Source organism: Serratia bockelmannii, from assembly GCF_008011855.1.
Taxonomy (GTDB): domain Bacteria; phylum Pseudomonadota; class Gammaproteobacteria; order Enterobacterales; family Enterobacteriaceae; genus Serratia; species Serratia bockelmannii.
In genome coordinates this window covers 1-19,220 of the sequence record NZ_VOUX01000029.1, presented here as the reverse complement: position 1 = coordinate 19,220, position 19,220 = coordinate 1, and the positions used below count along the sequence as shown (strand labels likewise).

Below are 19,220 nucleotides of genomic sequence, written 5' to 3'. Positions count from 1 at the left end.
AATATCAATGATTTTTATTATCATTATTGATTTTGTCATCTGTGCTAGCATAGCGCCCCGCAACTGCAGAATCCCCGTTTAAAGATGTGGTGAACAACCGATGAGTAGCAAACCCTCCATCCTGCTTGATTTTAGCCTGCTGAAAACCAACCGGGCTTTCCGCGCGGTATTCTGCGCGCGCTTTATCTCCATTGTGGCGCTGGGGCTGATGGCGATCGCCATCCCGGTGCAAATCCAGGCGCTGACCGGTTCCACCCTGCAGGTCGGGCTGGCGGTGACGCTGGCCGGCGGCGGCATGTTCGCCGGGCTGCTGATGGGGGGCGTATTGGCCGATCGCTATGAGCGGCGCCGGCTGATCCTGTTCGCGCGCTCCACCTGCGGCATCGGCTTCGTCGGCCTGTGTCTCAATGCCCTGTTGCCATCGCCTTCGCTGGCGGCCATTTATCTGTTGGCGGTGTGGGACGGTTTCTTCGGTGCGGTGGGGGTGACGGCGCTGCTGGCGGCCACGCCGGCGCTGGTGGGCCGCGAAAACATCGTGCAGGCGGGCGCCATCAGCATGCTGACGGTGCGCTTCGGCTCGATTCTTTCCCCGGCGATTGGCGGCCTGGTGATCGCCCACATGGGCATTGCCTGGAACTACGGCCTGGCGGCGTTTGGCACGCTGCTGACGCTGCTGCCGCTGCTGAGCCTGCCGCAGCTGATGCCGCCGCCGCAGCCGCGTGAACACCCGCTGCGCGCGCTGGCGGGCGGCTTCGCCTTCCTGTTCCAGAACAAGGTGATCGGCATGGTGGCGCTGATCGGCGCGCTGCTGACCATGGCCAGCGCGGTGCGCGTGCTGTACCCGGCGATGGCGGAGAGCTGGCACATCGACGCTGCCCACCTCGGCTATATGTACGCCGCCGTGCCGCTCGGCGCGGCCATCGGCGCGTTTACCAGCGGGCGCGTGGCGCACGTGGCGCGCCCCGGCTGGGTGATGCTGCTGACGGCGATCGCAGCATTCGCCGCCATTGGCCTGTTCGGCCTGATGCCGTGGTACAGCCTGGCGTTGCTGTGCCTGGTGGCGTTCGGCTACCTGAGCGCGCTGAACTCGCTGCTGCAATACGGCCTGATCCAGAGCCTGACGCCGGACAACTTCCTCGGCCGCATCAACGGCCTGTGGACGGCGCAAAACGTGGTGGGCGATGCGCTGGGCGCGTTGCTGTTGGGGGCGATGGGCGCCTTCATGCTGCCGGCGATGAGCGCCAGCGGTTTCGGCTTCGGCGCCGCGCTGCTCGGCATCCTGTTGCTGTTCGCCATGACCGGTTTGCGCCAGGTGACGTTGCACAAACCGGAGCCGCAGCCCGCCACAGAAAAGTAGTCGAACGCGTTAAGACAACGCTGTGGGATCAAATAGCAATGCTTATCATCGGCATGCGTAAAACCCACAGCGTTTATGTCATGATTTCGAAATGAAAGAAGTGCTTACGTTTATTGACATAGCAAATATCGGCGAGTAATTTAGCGCGGAATTAACTCAAATGATAATCATTATTATATTGGTTATCACTTCAAATCCTTGAGGGCGAAGCGATGGATACTGCCGTGAACGACATCAATCGAAAGGAAATGCAGGAGTGCGAAGAACACCGGTTCGCCGCTGATTTTTCTCCGGCGTCGGGCTTCTTCTTTACCTCTCCTTTCCGCAGCTTGACCACTACCGGTTGTTTCAGCCGCATTCGCCTGCCGGCCGCAGACGGCGCCGACCTGAACGGCGAGTTCCAGCGCAGCGTGCGGCAGGCGTTTGCCGAGGCCCGTCAGGCCGGTATCAAAAAACCGCTGCTGTGCGGTGCCATCCCGTTCGATACCCGGCAGCCTTCGGCGCTGTTTATTCCGCAGCAGAGCCGCTGGTTCGATCGCGCCGCCTTTATGGCCGGCGTTCGGCCGCCGGCGAACGGCCCTGAACTGGCCGGCGTGACGGAGCTGCCGCCGCAGCAGCCGTTTATGAACATGGTCAGCGACGCCGTCGACGCGATGAAGGCCGGTGAGCTGGATAAAGTGGTCTTGTCGCGCCTGCTGGAGATCGAAACGCGCCAGCCGGTGGATCGCCATGCGCTGATGGCGCGCGTGATTGCCCAGAACCCGCACGGTTTCCATTTCCATGTGCCGCTGGAGCAGGGTGCGCTGTTGGGCGCCAGCCCGGAGCTGCTGCTGCGCCAGGACAACGGCCGTTTCTATTCTAACCCGCTGGCCGGTTCCGCCCGGCGCGAGGCCGACCCGCAGCGCGATCGCGAAGTGGGGGAGCGGCTGATGGCCTCGGCGAAAGATCGCTATGAGCATCGCATCGTCACCGAAAGCATGCGTGACGTGCTGGCCGGCCGCTGCCGCTACCTGAACGTGCCGCAAACCCCTGAACTGCTGACCACCACGACGCTGTGGCATCTCTCCACGCCGATCGACGGCGAGGCAGCGTCTCCAGACGAAAATGCCCTGTCGCTGGCCTGCCTGCTGCACCCGACGCCGGCGCTGTGCGGCATGCCGACGGCCGAGGCGCACGCCCTGATCGGCAAGCTGGAGCCGTTCGATCGCGGCCTGTTCGGCGGCATCGTCGGTTGGTGCGACGACGAAGGCAACGGCGAGTGGGTAGTGACTATCCGCTGCGGCACCGTTGACGGCAACCGGGTGCGGCTGTTTGCCGGCGCCGGCATCGTGGAAGACTCTTCACCCGAATCTGAATGGCATGAAACAGGCACCAAACTCAGCACCATTCTGCGTGCCTTTGGTATGAATCAAGGATAACGACAAGATGAGCATTGCCTTTACCCCCTGGCCGGCGGAGTTCGCCAGCCGCTATCGCGAACGCGGCTACTGGACTGACAAGCCGCTGACCGAGATCCTCGACCGCCAGGCCAACAACGACGCCCCGGCGATTATCGACGCCCAGGGCAGCCTGACCTACCGCGAGCTGCAGCTGCGTTCCGATCGTCTGGCGGCCGCTCTGCTGCGCCGCGGCGTGAAATCCGGCGACACCGCGTTGGTCCAACTGGGCAACGTGGCGGAGTTCTATATCGTGTTCTTCGCGCTGCTGAAAATTGGCGTGGCGCCGGTCAACGCGCTGTTCAGCCATCAGCGCAGCGAGCTGAATGCCTATGCCGAGCAGATCAAACCGGCGCTGCTGATCGCCGATCGCCAGCACGGGCTGTTTGCCGACGATCAATTCCTGAACGCCTTCCGCGATGCGCATCCTTCGCTGCGGGTTGTGGCACTGCGCAGCCAGCCTGAGGGTGAGCTGGCGCTGGCCGCCTGGCTGGACGAAGCCAGCGACGGTTTCGTCGCGCAGCCTTCTGCGGCCGATCAGGTGGCGTTCTTCCAGCTTTCCGGCGGCAGCACCGGTACGCCGAAGCTGATCCCGCGTACCCACAATGACTACTACTACAGCATTCGCCGCAGCGTGGAGATCTGCCGTTTCGACGCGCAGACCCGCTATCTGTGCGCGCTGCCGGTGGCGCACAACTACCCGATGAGCTCGCCAGGCGTGTTGGGCGTGTTTTATGGCGCGGGGCTGGTGGTGTTCGCCGCCGATCCGGACGCCGGGCAGTGCTTCCGCCTGATCGAACAGCACCAAATCAACGTGACGGCGCTGGTGCCGCCGGCGGTCACGCTGTGGCTGCAGGCGATCGAAGAGTGGGGCGGCAATGCCCAGCTCGCCAGCCTGAAACTGCTGCAGGTGGGCGGCGCCAAGCTGGGCGAAACGCTGGCGGCGCGTATTCAGAACGAAATCGGCTGCCAACTGCAGCAGGTGTTCGGCATGGCGGAAGGGCTGGTGAACTACACCCGGCTGGACGACGACGAGCGCCACATCCTGACGACGCAAGGGCGGCCGATGTCGCCGGATGACGAAGTGTGGGTGGCGGACGACGACGGCAATTCATTGCCGGCGGGCGAGGTCGGTCGGTTGATGACGCGCGGGCCTTATACCTTCCGCGGTTACTACCAGAGCCCGGCGCACAACGCCGATGCCTTCGACGCCGACGGTTTCTACTGCTCCGGCGATCTGATCAGCATCAGCGAAGACGGCTACATCACCGTGCAGGGGCGGCAGAAAGACCAGATCAACCGCGGCGGGGAGAAGATCGCCGCCGAGGAAATCGAGAACCTGCTGCTGCGTCATCCGGACGTGATCAACGCTGCGCTGGTGTCGATGCCGGACGCGCTGATGGGGGAGAAGAGCTGCGCTTATATCATCGCCAACGCGCCGCTGAAGCCGGTGGTGCTGCGCCGCCACCTACGGGAGCAGGGCGTGGCGGACTTCAAACTGCCGGATCGCTTTATTCAGGTGGACAGCCTGCCGCTGACCCCGGTCGGCAAAGTGGACAAAAAACGGCTGCGTCAGCAGCTCGACGAGCAACTACAGACTCAGGCTCAGGGAGATTAATCGATGGCCATTCCAAAACTTAATGACTACGCGCTGCCGACGGCGGACGAACTGCCGCAAAATAAAGTCACCTGGCAGGTAGAACCGCAGCGCGCCGCGCTGCTGATCCACGATATGCAGCAGTATTTCCTCAATTTCTGGGGCGAAGACAGCGCGCTGATCAAACAGGTGGTGGAGAACATCGCCAACCTGCGCCGCTACTGCAAACAGCAGGGCATTCCGGTGTTCTATACCGCGCAGCCGAACCAGCAGAGCGATGAAGACCGTGCGCTGTTGAACGACATGTGGGGGCCGGGCCTGAACAAACACCCCGAGCAGCAGGCGGTGACCGCCGCGCTGGCGCCGGACGAAGACGACACGGTGCTGGTGAAATGGCGCTACAGCGCCTTCCACCGCTCGCCGCTGCAGGAGATCCTGCAGGAGTCCGGCCGCGATCAGCTGATCATCTGCGGCGTGTATGCGCACATCGGCTGCCTGACCACCGCCATCGACGCCTTCATGCGCAACATCCAGCCGTTCATGGTGGCCGACGGCCTGGCGGACTTCTCGCGCGACGAACACCTGATGGCGCTGCGCTATACCGCCGGCCGCTGCGGCCGGGTGGTGACCACCGCGTCTCTGCTGCCGGCGGCCGGCATCGCCAGCATCGACGCGCTGCGTCAGCAGATCCTGCCGCTGCTGGACGAAGACAGCGAAGACATGGGCAACGATGAGAACCTGATCGATTACGGTCTGGATTCGGTGCGCATCATGGAGCTGGCGACCCGCTGGCGCAAGATCCGCGGCGACATCGACTTTATCGCGCTGGCGCGCAACCCGACCATCGACAGCTGGTGGGCGCTGCTTTCCGAAGAGAAAGCCTGATTTTAATAACGATGAGAGGGCGGCCGCTCGGCTGCCCCGTTGGCTCTATAAGGAGATTTCGATGAATGCTTTGATCACCAAGGGAAAACGTGCGGCATTTCCGCTGATGCTGCTGTCCACACTGCTGTTCTCCAACTCGTTGCTGGCGCAGACCGCGCCGGAAGTGCTGCGCAAACCGGTCGGCAAGGGCGCCTATGAAATGGCCTACAGCCCGAGCGAGAACGCGCTCTACCTGGCGACGTCGCAGAGCCGCAAGCTGGACAAGGGTGGCATCGTTTACCGCCTGGACCCGACCACGCTGGACGTGACCCAGATTATTCATAACGACATCAAGCCGTTTGGCGCCGCCGTCAACGCTAAAACCGGCACGCTGTTCTTCGGTAACACGGTCAATAACTCGGTGACCGCCATCGACGCCAAGACCGGCGACGTGAAAGGCCGCCTGGTGCTGGACGCGCGCCAGCGTTCCGAGACCGTCAAGCCGCTGGCGCCGCGCGAACTGGTGGCGGATGCCGACAGCGATACGCTGTACATCACCGGGCTGGGTGAATCCAGCGTGGTGTGGGTGGTGGACGGCAAGGATCTGACCCTGCGTGCCACCGTGACGGATACCGGTAAGTATGGCACCGGCCTGGCGCTGGATGCCGCCGCCAAACGCCTGTACGTCACTAACGCCGACGGCGAACTGGTGACCATCGATACCCAGAGCAACAAGGTGCTGTCGCGCAAGAAGCTGGATGAGTCCAAAGAGCACTTCTTCCTGAACATCAGCCTGGATACCGCTACCCATCGCGCGTTCATCACCGATTCCAAGCAGCCGCAGGTGCTGGTGGTGGATACCCGCAGCGGCAACATCCTGAGCAAGATCGACGTGCCGGAATCGCTGGCGGTGCTGTTCAACCCGGCGCGCAATGAAGTTTACGTGACCCATCGCCAGGCGGGTGAAGTGAGCGTGATCGACGCCAAGAGCTACAAGGTGCTGAACACCATCAAGACGCCGACCCACCCGAACAGCCTGGCGCTGTCGCCGGACGGCCAGACGCTGTACGTTAGCGTCAAGCAGGCTTCCAGCCGCGAGAAAGAAGCGACCGCGCCGGACGACGTGATCCGCGTAGCGCTGAAATAATCCCGCGCAGGGTAAACCCCCTCGAACAGGCGAAGCGGCGACGCTCCGCCTGTTTTTTTTTCGCCGTGCGATCTGCGGTATAAAGTGTGGATTGCCTTATTGATCCGAAGGAACGTGGGTTATGCCTGCCTCACGCACACCGCTGTTGTTGTCCGTTATTACCCTGCTGCTGCTGGCCGCGCTGATCCACAGCGGCATCAGCCCCTACGATCGCACCACCTGGTTGATGGAGGTGGCGCCGGTATTGATTGTTTTGCCGTTGCTGTGGCTGACCCATCGCCGTTATCCGCTGACGCCGCTGCTCTACACGCTGATTTTCTTCCATGCGCTGATCCTGATTTTCGGCGGCATGTACAGCTATGCTCGCGTGCCGCTGGGCTTTGAGGTGCAGCAGTGGCTGGATCTTGGCCGCAACCCGTACGACAAACTGGGGCATTTCTTTCAGGGATTGGTGCCGGCGCTGGCGGCGCGCGAGATCCTGCTGCGCGGCGGTTATGTGCAGGGCCGCAAGATGCTGGGCTTCGTGGTGTGCTGCATCGCGCTGGCGATCAGCGCGGTGTATGAGTTGATCGAGTGGTGGGCGGCACTGGCGCTGGGCCAGGGCGCCGACGAGTTTCTCGGCACCCAGGGCGACCCGTGGGACACGCAGTCCGATATGTTCTGCGCGTTGCTCGGCGCGATAGCCGGCCAGTGGCTGTTCGGTGGCTGGCAGGGTAGGCAACTGCGGCGTTTAAAAGAGTAAGCCTTGTTGCGTTAAGCCTAGTGAAAATAGCGACTTCTCGTGCCGCCCAGTATTTTCCGGGCGGCATTTTAATGTCGACATGATAAGAAATAGATAATCATCAGTTAAATGTTTGGCACCCTGTGAGACAGCACAATGTTATTTCTTATATTTATGATTATTTAGCTTTTTATGCGTTTCTCTAGGAATTTTCTTAACTCGCGCCGTGTGCTACTATTCTCATGTTTAACAAGGGCTAATTATTATTAATTAGTTTTTTGAGCGGGGAATAATGAGATACATAATTAATAATAAGATTAAATATCATGAAGATAGATCAGAGTTGGTGGATATCAATGCTGAGCTACCGCCTCAACCGCTCACCGCCACCCTGAACCGCCTGCTGTCCACATTGGTCAGAAACAATAACCTGGTGCTCTCCCGCGATACCCTGCTGACGCAGGTATGGGAAGCGCACGGCCAGGTGGCCTCCGGCAATAACCTCAATAACACCATTTCCATCCTGCGCAAGATGTTCGCCGCCCTGGGCGAGGACGAGATTATCGTCACGCTGCCGCGCCAGGGATTTATGTTTACCGCCACTTCGTTGAAGACGACGGACAGCCTGTCGGAGAGTTCGTCGGAGATGCCGATCCCGGCGGCTGCAGAAAGCGTCTTGCCGACCAAGCCGCTGCGAGCGCAGCGATTTAAGCGCCTCGGGTTGGCCGCGTTGCTGCTGTTGGCGGCGGGGAGCGGTCTGTGGGCCTGGCAGGACGCCGGCTATGCGCCGATCAGCACGGTAAGCGTAGGCAACATCGGCAGCTGTGAGGTGAAGTTCATCGCTTCTTATCATAAGACCGGTTCCGGCAAGGCGGATTTGGCGCACTTGCAAACGTTGCTGGATAAACGAAATCATATTCACTGTAGTGAACCGGCGACGCTGCTTTATTACGACAGCCAGTCGGTGGTACCAGGCAGCGCAGAACGCGTGCGATCTTCTTACTTCTTTTATTGTCCGCAGACGGCGATGGCGGCGGGCAAAGCGCAATGCGAGAACTACTATGAAAGTCTGGAAAAATAACCGGATATGGCATTACCGTTACGCGCTGTTAGTCTTTGCGGCGCTGGCCTGCTGTTGCGCCGCCGCTTATGTGCTGTTCGCTATGCCGCAGGTGCCGGAATGCCGGGCGTCGATGCGGGTGCATAATCAGGATAAAGATGCGGCGATGGAGCGTGTGCTGCTGGTGAGCATCGTGCCTGAGGGCGCGCGACAGCTCACTATGTTGATGAGCGGCAGTTTTTTTGATGGTGATACACGTTATGTGGTCGATCGCTCCGTGGAAATGAGTTACCAGCGTCGCGGCAGCAACTACACCATGTGGGTAACGAAAAATACCCGCAAGCCGCAGGACTCTGTCGTTCGCGAGGATATGAATCGCCGGTTGCCTATCGCCGGGCAGCAGTTGCATATGCGCATCGAGCGTATCGATCGGCATCACTATCTGTTTACTGATAACCATTCGCCGCTTTTTGTCTGCGTGACTGGCGCATAACGGTCCCCCCCAGAATTACCGGGGGGCCGATGTTGTCTCTGACCCTGGGTATCAAGAGCGAAAAGATTAAGGTTGATTGCCGGCTATATAATTATTGATGCAAGGGCTGTTACCGGTACGCGGGCAGTAGGTGACCTGCTGTTCATCCTGGTTAGTGCTCTCATTAAGAATGTTAGCGTAATAATAGACGTCGGCCCGCGTACGGCAATTGAAGCCCGCCTGTTGTATCACCTGCTTGATGTTCTCCAGGCTTCCTCCACCTAAAGTCATACTGTACACCTGGCAGCTTTGGTAATTCCCAAGTGGATAAACGCTGATACGCGTGCTGTTTTGATACAGCACAATGATGGCAAAAGGCACCAGACAGGCAGCGGCAATCATTATTAAGCGTTGTAATGCTCGTCGGATGCCGGGGGGAGAAGTCCCGGGGGGCGGCGTAGACGCTATTTCCGTTTCACGGTGCTTTTCTTCTCTATATATTTCCACCTTATTTTCATTCGCTTCATGAATGTTTCGAGCAATAAATTTAAACCCCTGACGTGGATAGGTGACGATAATCTCCTCGGCGCCAAACTGCGCCAGTGATTTACGTAACCCGGAAACGTAATTGTTTAAGTTATTGTTGGAGGCTTTCAGCCCATAATCGACCCAAACATCATTAAGCAACCTCTCTCGCAACAACAGCTTATTATTATTCTTGATGAACAACGAAAGCAGTCTGCTGGTCGGCTTCAGTAAAGCTATTTTATTGCTGGCATTATCGACATGCATCAATGTGCCTTCCTCCTCGTTATAGAGGATGCTCTCATTTATAATGAAAATCATTTTATTTACCCGTCAACTTTCCTGTCGAGAGATTATTCTGAGACCTCTGTGTACTTTTTTCAATCCCTTGAGTTGCAGGGCAATAGGATTTTTCTCTTTATTCGTGTAATTGAAATGAAATGTTTATCTGCTTACAAGTTTTTTAATATAAATACTGATAATTAAATCCTATTTATCGTGATTTTAATCTATTTAATTATTATTTTATCGATAATAATCCTGTGTTTTTGTATTTTTGCGACATAACGTTTCAAATGGAAGGCGCTAAGTGTAAATTTGTTTCCACTGATACGGGGCGCGGAAACGCAGCGTATTAGCCACGGAGACAATGCTCAGAAATCTCAGGAATAAAACTGCTGCATTGCATGCGTGACTTAAGGATTTAATTCTTCTCCACTACTTACTAAGGAATGTAAGGAATCTCTATGAAACTGAACAAAATTATGATTGCAGCGGTATTGGCCTTCGGCGCTTCTTCTATGATGGCCCAGGCTGCGAATCAGGGTAGCGGTACCGTCACTTTCAACGGTGAAATCATCGATGCACCATGCTCTATCGCTCCGGGCGATATCGATCAAACTGTTGAAATGGGGCAAATCTCCAACCTGAGCCTGAAGGACGGCCGTGAGTCTCAATTAAAACAGCCGGTTACCATTAAGCTGCAAGACTGCACCAGCGCCACACAGAAGACAGTGCAGACCACCTTCACCGGTCAGCCTGGTGGCGCGGCCGGTAACGATAATAAAATGATCGGGTTTGGCAGCGGCAGCACTGCTAAAGGGGCGAGTATCGTTATGACCGATGACGAAAACGGTAATGCCGTGATTGAGTTGGGCAAGGCGACCGCAGGTCAGGGTATTAAAGCGGGCCAGGAAACAGCAGATCTGAAATTCACCGCCTTCCTGAAAGGTAATGGTGGCGCTTTGGATACTATCGTTCCGGGTGCATTCACCAGCGTGGTTAACTTCGCGCTGAACTATCAATAAGCGCTTTATCTGAATAATGCCAGCATGCGGGGTAGCCCGCATGCTTTTCCCCAGAATGGATTCCTGTTTGCAAGGGATAATCTCTATGGCCCTGATTGGCAAAAATGTAGTGGCGCCTTCCCTATTGGTCGCGATTTTTACGGCCCAGGCGATGCCGGCAACGGCTTCGGTTATTGGCTGGGGAAGAGTCAATATGGAAGGCGCTATTGTCAACGCGGCCTGCGCCATTGAGTCGGCCAGCCGTGATCAAACCATCGACATGAAAACTTTGCCGGTGGAACAAATTACCCGCGATGGGCACGGGCTAACCCGTTCCTTTACGCTGAAATTAGTGAACTGTGGGTTGTCGGGTGATAATTCCGCTAATTCTGGGCGCCAGCATTTCCGGATGATATTTGACGGTAATGCGGAAGGAAAAAACTTCGGCGTCATCGGCGATGCCCGTGGCGTGGCGTTACGCATTGCCGACAGTATCGGCACAGATATTTACCCTGGGGTGCCGATGTCAATAGAAAATACCCTGACAAAAGATTATCGCTTGAATTATTCAATGCAGCTGGTAGCTAACAGCCAGGTATTGCGCGCAGGGGATTACCGCTCCGCCATTCGTTTTAAATTGGATTACTACTGATTATAAATAAGTTAAAGGTTGGCGGGATCATGGATGCGAGAAAATTTAAATCGGGGGCACTCCCGTTAAGTTTATTAGGGATATGTATTTCTCTGGCTCTCTGCAGCCTGGCCTTTCAGGGGCGGGCGGATGATGCAATTCAGTTCAACACCGACATCCTGGATATCAACGATCGTAAAAATATCGATCTCGGCCGCTTTTCCAAAGGCGCCTACATTATGCCGGGCAAGTACAGCATGACGGTATTGGTGAACAAGCAGTCATTGGATGAGCAGCCGGTGGCTTTTTATCCGCCGGAAAACGATCCCGATGACAGTACGGCCTGCGTCTCGCCGCAGCTGGTTGAAAAACTGGGCCTTAAAACCGAGTTTCTCAAGCAGCTGCGCTGGTGGCATAACGAGCAGTGCCTGGATCTGACCAGCCTCAAGGGCATTGAGGCCAGGGGCGATCTGGCGGTGTCGGCGTTGTATCTGAACATTCCCCAGGCCTATTTAGAGTACTCCACACCGGATTGGGATCCGCCGGCGCGCTGGGATAACGGCATTCCCGGCCTGCTGCTGGACTATAACCTGAACGGCCAGGTGCAGAAGAACCGCAACGGTGGCGGCCAGACGCAGCGCCTGGGCGGCAACGGTGCGGTGGGTGCCAACCTGGGCGCCTGGCGGCTGCGGGCCGACTGGCAGACCAGCCTCAATCACCAGACCGGCTCAGGGGAATCGAGCCAGAGAACGTTTGACTGGAGCCGCTATTACGCTTTCCGCGCGTTGCCGCAGTGGGGCGCGCGCCTGGCGCTGGGGGAGGATTCGCTGCAGAGCAACCTGTTCGACAGCTTCCGCTTTACCGGCTTCAGCCTGATGTCGGACGACAACATGCTGCCGCCTAACCTGCGCGGCTATGCGCCAGAGGTGACCGGCATCGCCAAAACCAACGCCAAAGTCACCATCAGTCAGCAGGGCCGCGTGCTGTATGAGGCGCAGGTCGCCGCCGGGCCGTTCCGCATCCAGGATCTGAGCGATTCGGTGATGGGCAAGCTGGACGTCAAGGTTGAGGAACAAGACGGCAGCGTGCAGCAGTTTCAGGTGGACACCGCCAGCATTCCTTACCTGACGCGCCCCGGCATGGTGCGCTTCAAGTTTGCCGGCGGCCGACCGTCGAACTGGGAGCACCAGGTGCAAGGGCCAACCTTCGCCGCTAGTGAATTCTCCTGGGGGATCAGCAATGGTTGGTCGCTGTTCGGCGGGGCCATCGCCGGTGGCGATTATAACGCGCTGTCGCTGGGGCTGGGGCGCGATCTGTTGGTGCTCGGCGCGCTGTCGTTTGATACCACGTATTCGCGGGCCAGATTGCCGATCGACGACGGCACCAAAAAAGGCGGCTCGTACCGCTTGAGCTATTCGAAAAGCTTTGATGAATACGACAGCCAAATCACCTTCGCCGGTTATCGCTTCTCGGAAGAAAATTTTATGACCATGAGCGAATACCTGGACGCGCGCTATCACGGCCTGCGGAACGGCAAAAGCCGGGAAATGTACACCATTACGTTCAACAAACAGTTCCGCGATCTGGGGATCAGTACCTATCTCAACTACGACCACCAGACTTACTGGGATAAGCCGACCGACGAACGCTACAGCCTGGCGCTGTCGCGCTATTTCAACCTGGGAGCGTGGAAAAATCTGAGCGCCTCACTCTCGGCCTATCGCAATAAGTCCAGAGGGACCAACGACGACGGTATGTATCTGAGCCTGACGGTGCCATGGGGAGGGGATGCCAACCTCAGCTACAGCAGCTCGTGGAACCGTAACAATAACAACCAGCGGGTGGGTTACTACCAACGGCTGGATGAACACAACAACTACCAGTTGACCGCCGGCACCTCGCGCAGCGGTGAATCCGCCAGCGCGTTTTACAGCCACGACGGCGACGCGGCGCGTATCGATACCAACGTGAGTTATCAGAGCGGCCAGTATTCCTCGTTAGGCATGAGTCTGCAAGGGGGCGCCACGCTGACCGCCCAGGGGGCGGCGCTGCACCGCAGTGGGAACTTTGGTGGCACCCGTCTGCTGTTGGACACCGATGGCGTGGCCGGGGTACCGGTACGCGGCTATGGCGCCACGAGCCGCACCAACATGTTTGGCAAAGCGGTGGTGACGGACGTCGGCAACTTTTACCGCAGCCGGGCGAGCATCGATCTGACCAACTTATCGGACGAGGCTGAAGCGACGCAGTCGGTGGTGCAGGCGACGCTCACCGAAGGGGCGATTGGCTACCGGCGCTTCAACGTGATTTCCGGCCAGAAAGCCATGGCGGTGATCCGCCTGGCGGACGGCAGCACGCCGCCGTTTGGCGCCGAGGTGTTCAACCGCCGCAGGCAGCAAACCGGGATTGTGAATGACGGCGGCAGCGTTTACCTCAGCGGTATCCGCGCCGGTGAACAAATGACGGTGCATTGGGAAGGGAAGGCGCAATGTGAAATCGATCTGCCGGCGTTGCGCACGGATGTCGCTCTGAGCGATCTGCTGCTGCCGTGCCGGCGCGTGGCCGCAGGCAGTGAAGGCCAGGCAGATGCCCCGGAAAACCCGTAAATGCAATTTTTGACCAAATGGAAGCTTATTATGCGAAACAACACTGTAAAAACGCTGTCGGTAGCCGGCCTGCTGACCACCACCTTGCTGAGCGGCCAGGCGCAGGCCGCCATCGCGCTGGATCGCACCCGCGTGATTTTAAACGGCGGCGATAACTCGGCCAGCATGAACATCACCAATAAAAACACCCAGCTGCCTTATCTGGCCCAGGGCTGGCTGGAGAATGAGCAGGGTGAAAAAATCAACAGCCCGCTGATCGTGTTGCCGCCGGTGCAGCGGGTGGAGCCGGGCGCACAAAGCCAGGTCAAGGTGCAGGCGCTGCCGGCCACCAAGGCACTGCCGCAGGATCGCGAGAGCCTGTTCTACTTCAACCTGCGCGAGATCCCGCCGAAGAGCACCAAGGCCAACACGCTGCAGATCGCGCTGCAGACCCGCATCAAGCTGTTTTACCGCCCGGCGGCGATCGTGCCGAACAAAAACGCCGCGTACAGCCCGTGGCAAGAACAGCTGACGCTGACCCGCCAGGGTGCGGGCTTTAAGGCCAATAACCCGACCCCGTATTACATCACGCTGGTTGATGCCCGCAGCAGCAAGAGCGGTAAAACTGCCGCCGGTTTTGAACCGCTGATGGTGCCGCCGAAAGGTAGCGTCATGTTAGGCGCCACTGGCCTGGGCAATGCACCGGTGCTGACTTATATCAATGACTACGGCGGCCGCCCGGATCTGACCTTCAAGTGTGGCGCCGGCGATTGTCAGGTGGTGCCTGAAAAGCAAGGATAATCGGCGCCGGCAGCGGCGCTCCATCAGTTGAAGCGGCAGGGAAACTCATGCAAAGAATCGATAACGGCTGCAACAGCCAGGGAAGAGACGCTTTAACGCGACGGGCAGGCCAGGCGGCGTTATTGGCGCTGGTTTTGCTGACGAGCCAGGGGAGCCGGGCAGAGCCTGGTAACCACGGCATGCTGTTTGTGCATGGCGCGCTGACCGAAGGCGCCTGCCGGCTGGAGATGTCTTCGGCCCACCAGGATATCTGGCTGGGTGAAACCACCACGAGCAGCCTGGCAGTGCCCGGCAATCGCACGCAGCCGGTGGCCTTCCAACTGCGGTTGCGTGACTGCACGCGCATGGGGGCGGCCATCAGAGACACTCGCCTGGGTTACCGGCTGTGGGATGCCTACCAGCCGGCGGTCACAGTGAGCTTCACCGCCACGGCCGATGCGGATAACCCGCAGCTGGTGCAGGTGCAGGGTGCCGCAGGCCTGGGGCTGCGGCTGTTGGATGCGGATAACCGCGATGTGCGGCTGGGCAGCCGCAGCCGGCCGCAGCTGCTGGCGTTGGGCGATAACGGGCTGCAGTTTTATGTGATGGCGGAGCGCACGCGTGCGCCGCTATTGGCGGGCGCCTACCGCGCGGCGATCGATTTCCGGCTGAACTATGACTGAGGTGGACGGTATGGGCGATACAAGGCGACGCACGCTGGCTATCGGCGGCGAATATCTCATTCTGGGCTGCGCGCTGGCGGCCAGCACCGCTGCCGCTTCGGCGCTCACGCTGCTGGCGGTGCTGAGTTTTGGCCAGCTGGCGCAGGCCGCCACGGTGAATGTCACGGTGAAAGGCGAAGTGCTCGCGAAACCAAAGTGTGAAATCAACGGCGGCAATGACATCGATGTGCCCTTCGGCGAACTGAATATCGCAGACATTGACGGCGTCAACTACGGCAAGAAAAAGATCCCCTATAGCGTGAGCTGCAGCGGCGATACCTCCGGTATGAATGGCTTGATGAAAGTGACATTGCAGGGCGATAGCCCGAATTTTGGCGCCGGTTTGCTGCGGACCCGCGAGAAGGAAGATTTGGCGATCAAGCTGTTGCTCCAAAATGGCCAGCAGCTGAAGCTGAACGAGTGGCAGAACTTTTTTTATCCCAATTACCCCGAGCTCTACGCCGTGCCGGTTAAACGCAGCGGCGCCACGTTGCGCGGGGGGGACTTTTCCAGTTCCGCCACATTATTAGTAGAGGTTCAATAAGGAGATGAAGATGAAAAATATACCAGGGTTGGCTGCCTTGGCCTGCATGGGATTGCTGGCCAGCGGCGCGGCGCAGGCGATAAGTGTGAATTTTACCGGTAAGCTGGTGACGGCGCCCGACTGCGTCCTCAACACGGGTAAAGATATCAGCGTTGATTTTCAGGAAGTGGTGAGCAATAAAGTGGATGGCGTCGGCTACAAAAAAATGGAGATTCCCTACACCATTTCCTGCTCCGGCGGTTCGCCAAATAGTGGCCAGCTTAAGGTAATGCTGGAATATACGACCGTACCATGGGGCGACTACAACGCGATCCAGGCCCAACCTACTCCGCAGTTTAATAATTTTGGGTTACGTATTGTTCAGGGCACCGGAGATACCACCTATGTGCCTAAGAGCAAGCTGACAATCGCCGATATAAATAACCCGACCAAGCTTTACGCTGTACCGATCGGCAAACCTAGCGCGGGTTTACCCGAGGGGAGTTTCAACGCCACGGCGACCATGACCGCTATGTATGAGTAAAGCATTATCTCGGCACCGGAGCCGTACTGCTCCGGTAGCGGGCTGCGGCATCAATTAAAGCCGCCGCGTTTTAAACGCGGCGGAAAGAGGCGCACCGACGGCACTTAACCGGCGGAATATTTTCGCCATTGGCGAGGTCGGATAATCTATTTTGCCGGCAGGGTAACCAGATGAAAAAGATTTTTTTAGTGTTAATCGTATTTTTTGGCGGCATAAATGCGGCCAGCTCCGCTAATTTCGAGGCTATTCCTCGTATAGAGCCTACAAGTGGATCCTATGCTTTTCTCTCTTTTACGTTTCTCCGTATTTTACCGGAGTCGCAGGAACCCAACCCATGTTATGGGCAAAGAGAATGCAATTTATCTGTGGTGATGACCTTATCGAACTCCCCACGTGTAGGTGTGGCATTGGTTGAGACCAACAGCAGCTGCAACACGGCGGATTGCAAGACCAGCACGAAAACGGCCAAAACCATGGGGGAGCTCGCGCCGTTAGTCAGGTATTTAGGGCGCAATGGAACGAACTCGGCCAGAGATATAAATCAGATTAACAACTGGCCTCTTAGACTCTGCTTCGGTGTGTCAATTAACGGTAAATGGAGTGGCCCTTTCGGCTGTTCCCCAGAGATACCCAGGACGAACAGCTGCGATATTCTTGACACGAATGCCATCGTTGACTTTGGCTCATTCAGCAGCGACGTTACGGCCCGGCAGGCCACGGGAAGCATTAAGGTAAATTGTGCCAGCGAGGCTTACTTACGCGTTAAGTTTAATTCCAATGTCACCAACATGTCGTTAAGCCAGGACGGGCGGATGACCGCCAGCCTGAAGTTTAGAGACCTGATCACCGGCGTGGGCGAGGATTATGTCAAAGTGCCTGGCGGCAATAGAGAAATCTTTATCGACGGTGATCTCAGGAATAATAATACGTCGCATACCGGCCCGTTTTCTGTGCCTGTGGTAGCGATAATAGAAATCATATAACAGTGACTAAACGGCCTGCCCCCTCTTTTTAATGGGGTGCTGGCGTTATGAATGTATTACCCCGTTAGGAACGTGATTCTCAGCGATACGTTTCATTAAGCGCTGTTACTCTTGGCCCTTCCGCTGAAAATATTTTCAGCGGAAGGCTGCGTAAAATGAATAACGGTGGGGGCAGAATCTACCGGGCTGTTTCTCAGGAATAGTTTCTCGTTTGGCAAACAAGGGAAAATAGGCCTACAGGAGGCTCAGACAATGAAACCAATCAATATTGTGATTGATGACGAAAACCGCTATTTTGCCGCCGGCTTGCGGTTAAGCATTGCGAAATATGCGCAGCAGTATAACAAAGTCGCGCATTTCCTGCCGCCAGGCAGCGATGAGCGGCCTGACATCGTGTTGACCTCGCAGATCCGGTGCACCCGATGCTGGGCTGCCTATTCAAGGGCACACGTCGTCACCATTAAAGAAAGGCAGACCCTTGTCGCCAGGCGTACAAGCCGGGTGTTGTACCGCACTGACGATCAGCAATACCTGTTTACGCTGCTGACCGATGCCCTGGCCAATCCCGGCCCGGTATGCCATTTTTCCGGTCAGGCGCTGACCCGCCGTGAGCGGCAGGTTATCGGCTATATGCGGCGTGGGTTGGATCAATCGCAAACCGCCAGAATAATGGGTGTGAGCGTTAAAACGGTGCACAGCCATAAACGTTCGGTAATGGGTAAGCTGATGTTAAACCGCAGCCATGATTTTATGTATTGGTTACTATCGCCAGAGGCAGAGTATTCCTAACCGTGATGGGGGATAATTTTAATTATTCCCATCTGTTATCTTTAGAGCGCTAAAGGATAGTGAATTATGATTAAAATTTATCAGGGGAATATTAATTCTTGTTTTATTCATTTATTAAATAACAAAAAGGGAAAGTTATGAAAAAGACGACAGCTTTGCTTCTCGGCGCCTGCATCATGATGGCGTCTTATGCTCATGCCGGTTTTAATGGCAATCAGAGCGTGCAGGGCAATAATGGCAACGCCAGCGGCGCCGGCAATAGCGATTTTGGCCAATGCATCAATGGTCAGGGGAAAAATGGTGGGCAATGTGCGGGCAACACCAACACAGGCGCCAAGCCTAAAGAAAAAGATAAAGGCGAAGTCATGAATGCGATCTGTGAATCGCCGTTTATGAAAAAATACTCGCCGCTATGCCAGTAATATTTATTTTTAAATGACAAGCAGGGCTATCCTCCCTGCTTTTTTTGTGGCTATTGATTAAATAGCCTGTTGTTCCGACTCAAAATATAAGTTCGGTGAATTATTATCGTTGGCAGTGATGGTAGCTGTACGTAATTTACGTGGGGTATTATCTACACCAAGGGAAAGGTGAAGTGGATTTGTTTTATTTCGCGATATTCTTGTTCTGTTTAAGCATCTATTCATTCTACAAACATGCGCAGCGGATGAAGAAAAGGCAGTTATCTATTCAAGATCTCGGCTATTCTTCCCGCTGGTTGGCATTGCGACGTCATCATTGACGCTGCTACGCATTGTATGACGTAGCGTTTTTTACCAGAGAGTAAGTATCCGCTTCAACGAATAGGGTGCCCGGACTCGGACAACCGGCGCTGGCGCCGCGTTGAACAGCGCTTCAGCGCTGGCCCGTAGGGTGAGGCCTTGAGGCCGAATAATCGAACGCAGTTCGATGGAGAGTCCTGTCCCTGAAAAGCAAAAATCCAGCCATAGGTGGGTTCTCTAAATAGGGTGCCCGGACTCGGACAACCGCCGCTGGCGCCGTGTTGAACAGCGCTTCAGCGCTGGCCCGTAGGGGGAGGCCTTTGGCCGAATAATCGAACGCAGTTCGATGAAGAGTCCAGTCCCTGAAAAGCAAAAACCCGCCATAGGCGGGTTCTTCTAAATAGGGCGACCGGACTCGGACAACCGGCGCTGGCGCCGCGTTGAACAGCGCTTCAGCGCTGGCCCGCAGGGTGAGG

19 protein-coding genes are annotated in these 19,220 nt (G+C 57.0%); 18 read left to right on the top strand and 1 reads right to left on the bottom strand.

All coding sequences use genetic code 11. The annotated features are described in order from the left end of the window. Nucleotides 1-100 precede the first annotated feature (100 nt). The 8 genes from entS (at nt 101) to FOT55_RS13990 (ending at nt 8,675) form a co-directional block, all read left to right on the top strand. The gene (gene entS / locus FOT55_RS14025; RefSeq protein WP_033649954.1) at nt 101-1,357 is read left to right on the top strand and encodes an enterobactin transporter EntS; all 1,257 of its coding nucleotides are present in this window, start codon (nt 101-103) and stop codon (nt 1,355-1,357) included. Nucleotides 1,358-1,569: 212 nt separating this feature from the next. Next, complete coding sequence (locus FOT55_RS14020) at nt 1,570-2,775, top strand: isochorismate synthase (RefSeq protein WP_147823591.1); 1,206 nt, start codon at nt 1,570-1,572, stop codon at nt 2,773-2,775. 7 nt (nt 2,776-2,782) lie between these two features. Continuing rightward, nucleotides 2,783-4,411, top strand: a complete 1,629-nt coding sequence (locus FOT55_RS14015) for a (2,3-dihydroxybenzoyl)adenylate synthase (protein WP_060433935.1) — start codon at nt 2,783-2,785, stop codon at nt 4,409-4,411. A gap of 3 nt (nt 4,412-4,414) precedes the next feature. Next, complete coding sequence (locus tag FOT55_RS14010; protein ID WP_004930014.1) at nt 4,415-5,275, top strand: isochorismatase; 861 nt, start codon at nt 4,415-4,417, stop codon at nt 5,273-5,275. Nucleotides 5,276-5,336: 61 nt separating this feature from the next. Then, the gene (gene yncE / locus FOT55_RS14005) at nt 5,337-6,401 is read left to right on the top strand and encodes a 7-bladed beta-propeller protein YncE (RefSeq protein WP_060433936.1); all 1,065 of its coding nucleotides are present in this window, start codon (nt 5,337-5,339) and stop codon (nt 6,399-6,401) included. Between the two features lie 121 nt (nt 6,402-6,522). Beyond that, nucleotides 6,523-7,143 carry a DUF2238 domain-containing protein gene (locus FOT55_RS14000; protein WP_049204134.1) on the top strand — a complete coding sequence of 207 codons (621 nt, stop codon included), beginning with the start codon at nt 6,523-6,525 and terminating at the stop codon, nt 7,141-7,143. Between the two features lie 325 nt (nt 7,144-7,468). Then, nucleotides 7,469-8,203 carry a winged helix-turn-helix domain-containing protein gene (locus FOT55_RS13995; RefSeq protein WP_238476113.1) on the top strand — a complete coding sequence of 245 codons (735 nt, stop codon included), beginning with the start codon at nt 7,469-7,471 and terminating at the stop codon, nt 8,201-8,203. Further along, nucleotides 8,184-8,675 (top strand): hypothetical protein, encoded by a 492-nt coding sequence (locus tag FOT55_RS13990; RefSeq protein WP_147823589.1) that lies wholly within the window; start codon nt 8,184-8,186, stop codon nt 8,673-8,675. The genes FOT55_RS13995 and FOT55_RS13990 overlap by 20 nt, the downstream gene beginning before the upstream one ends. 66 nt (nt 8,676-8,741) lie before the next feature. Here the strand turns inward: FOT55_RS13990 and FOT55_RS13985 are convergent, their stop codons facing one another. Further along, entirely contained in the window at nt 8,742-9,500 is a 759-nt protein-coding gene (locus FOT55_RS13985) for a winged helix-turn-helix domain-containing protein (RefSeq protein WP_060433939.1), read from the bottom strand. A 425-nt stretch (nt 9,501-9,925) separates the two neighbouring features. Here FOT55_RS13985 and FOT55_RS13980 point away from each other — a divergent pair, with 425 nt between their 5' ends. From FOT55_RS13980 to FOT55_RS13935, 10 genes are all read left to right on the top strand, one after another. Continuing rightward, nucleotides 9,926-10,486 carry a fimbrial protein gene (locus FOT55_RS13980; RefSeq protein ID WP_147823588.1) on the top strand — a complete coding sequence of 187 codons (561 nt, stop codon included), beginning with the start codon at nt 9,926-9,928 and terminating at the stop codon, nt 10,484-10,486. A gap of 85 nt (nt 10,487-10,571) precedes the next feature. After that, nucleotides 10,572-11,117 carry a fimbrial protein gene (locus FOT55_RS13975; RefSeq protein WP_147823587.1) on the top strand — a complete coding sequence of 182 codons (546 nt, stop codon included), beginning with the start codon at nt 10,572-10,574 and terminating at the stop codon, nt 11,115-11,117. 29 nt (nt 11,118-11,146) lie between these two features. Then, a complete protein-coding gene (locus tag FOT55_RS13970; RefSeq protein ID WP_147823586.1) occupies nt 11,147-13,702 on the top strand; it encodes an outer membrane usher protein in 2,556 nt (851 codons plus the stop codon). 30 nt (nt 13,703-13,732) lie between these two features. Next, nucleotides 13,733-14,482 (top strand): fimbria/pilus periplasmic chaperone, encoded by a 750-nt coding sequence (locus FOT55_RS13965; RefSeq protein WP_147823585.1) that lies wholly within the window; start codon nt 13,733-13,735, stop codon nt 14,480-14,482. Nucleotides 14,483-14,529: 47 nt separating this feature from the next. Then, nucleotides 14,530-15,144, top strand: a complete 615-nt coding sequence (locus tag FOT55_RS13960) for a fimbrial protein (RefSeq protein WP_147823584.1) — start codon at nt 14,530-14,532, stop codon at nt 15,142-15,144. 10 nt (nt 15,145-15,154) lie between these two features. Next, the gene (locus tag FOT55_RS13955) at nt 15,155-15,727 is read left to right on the top strand and encodes a fimbrial protein (RefSeq protein ID WP_147823583.1); all 573 of its coding nucleotides are present in this window, start codon (nt 15,155-15,157) and stop codon (nt 15,725-15,727) included. A 10-nt stretch (nt 15,728-15,737) separates the two neighbouring features. Further along, entirely contained in the window at nt 15,738-16,250 is a 513-nt protein-coding gene (locus tag FOT55_RS13950; protein ID WP_187181944.1) for a fimbrial protein, read from the top strand. A gap of 170 nt (nt 16,251-16,420) precedes the next feature. Beyond that, entirely contained in the window at nt 16,421-17,233 is an 813-nt protein-coding gene (locus FOT55_RS13945) for a hypothetical protein (protein ID WP_147823581.1), read from the top strand. A gap of 252 nt (nt 17,234-17,485) precedes the next feature. Beyond that, complete coding sequence (locus tag FOT55_RS13940) at nt 17,486-18,022, top strand: helix-turn-helix transcriptional regulator (RefSeq protein WP_147823580.1); 537 nt, start codon at nt 17,486-17,488, stop codon at nt 18,020-18,022. A gap of 137 nt (nt 18,023-18,159) precedes the next feature. Further along, nucleotides 18,160-18,444 carry a hypothetical protein gene (locus FOT55_RS13935; protein ID WP_147823579.1) on the top strand — a complete coding sequence of 95 codons (285 nt, stop codon included), beginning with the start codon at nt 18,160-18,162 and terminating at the stop codon, nt 18,442-18,444. Nucleotides 18,445-19,220: the final 776 nt, after the last annotated feature.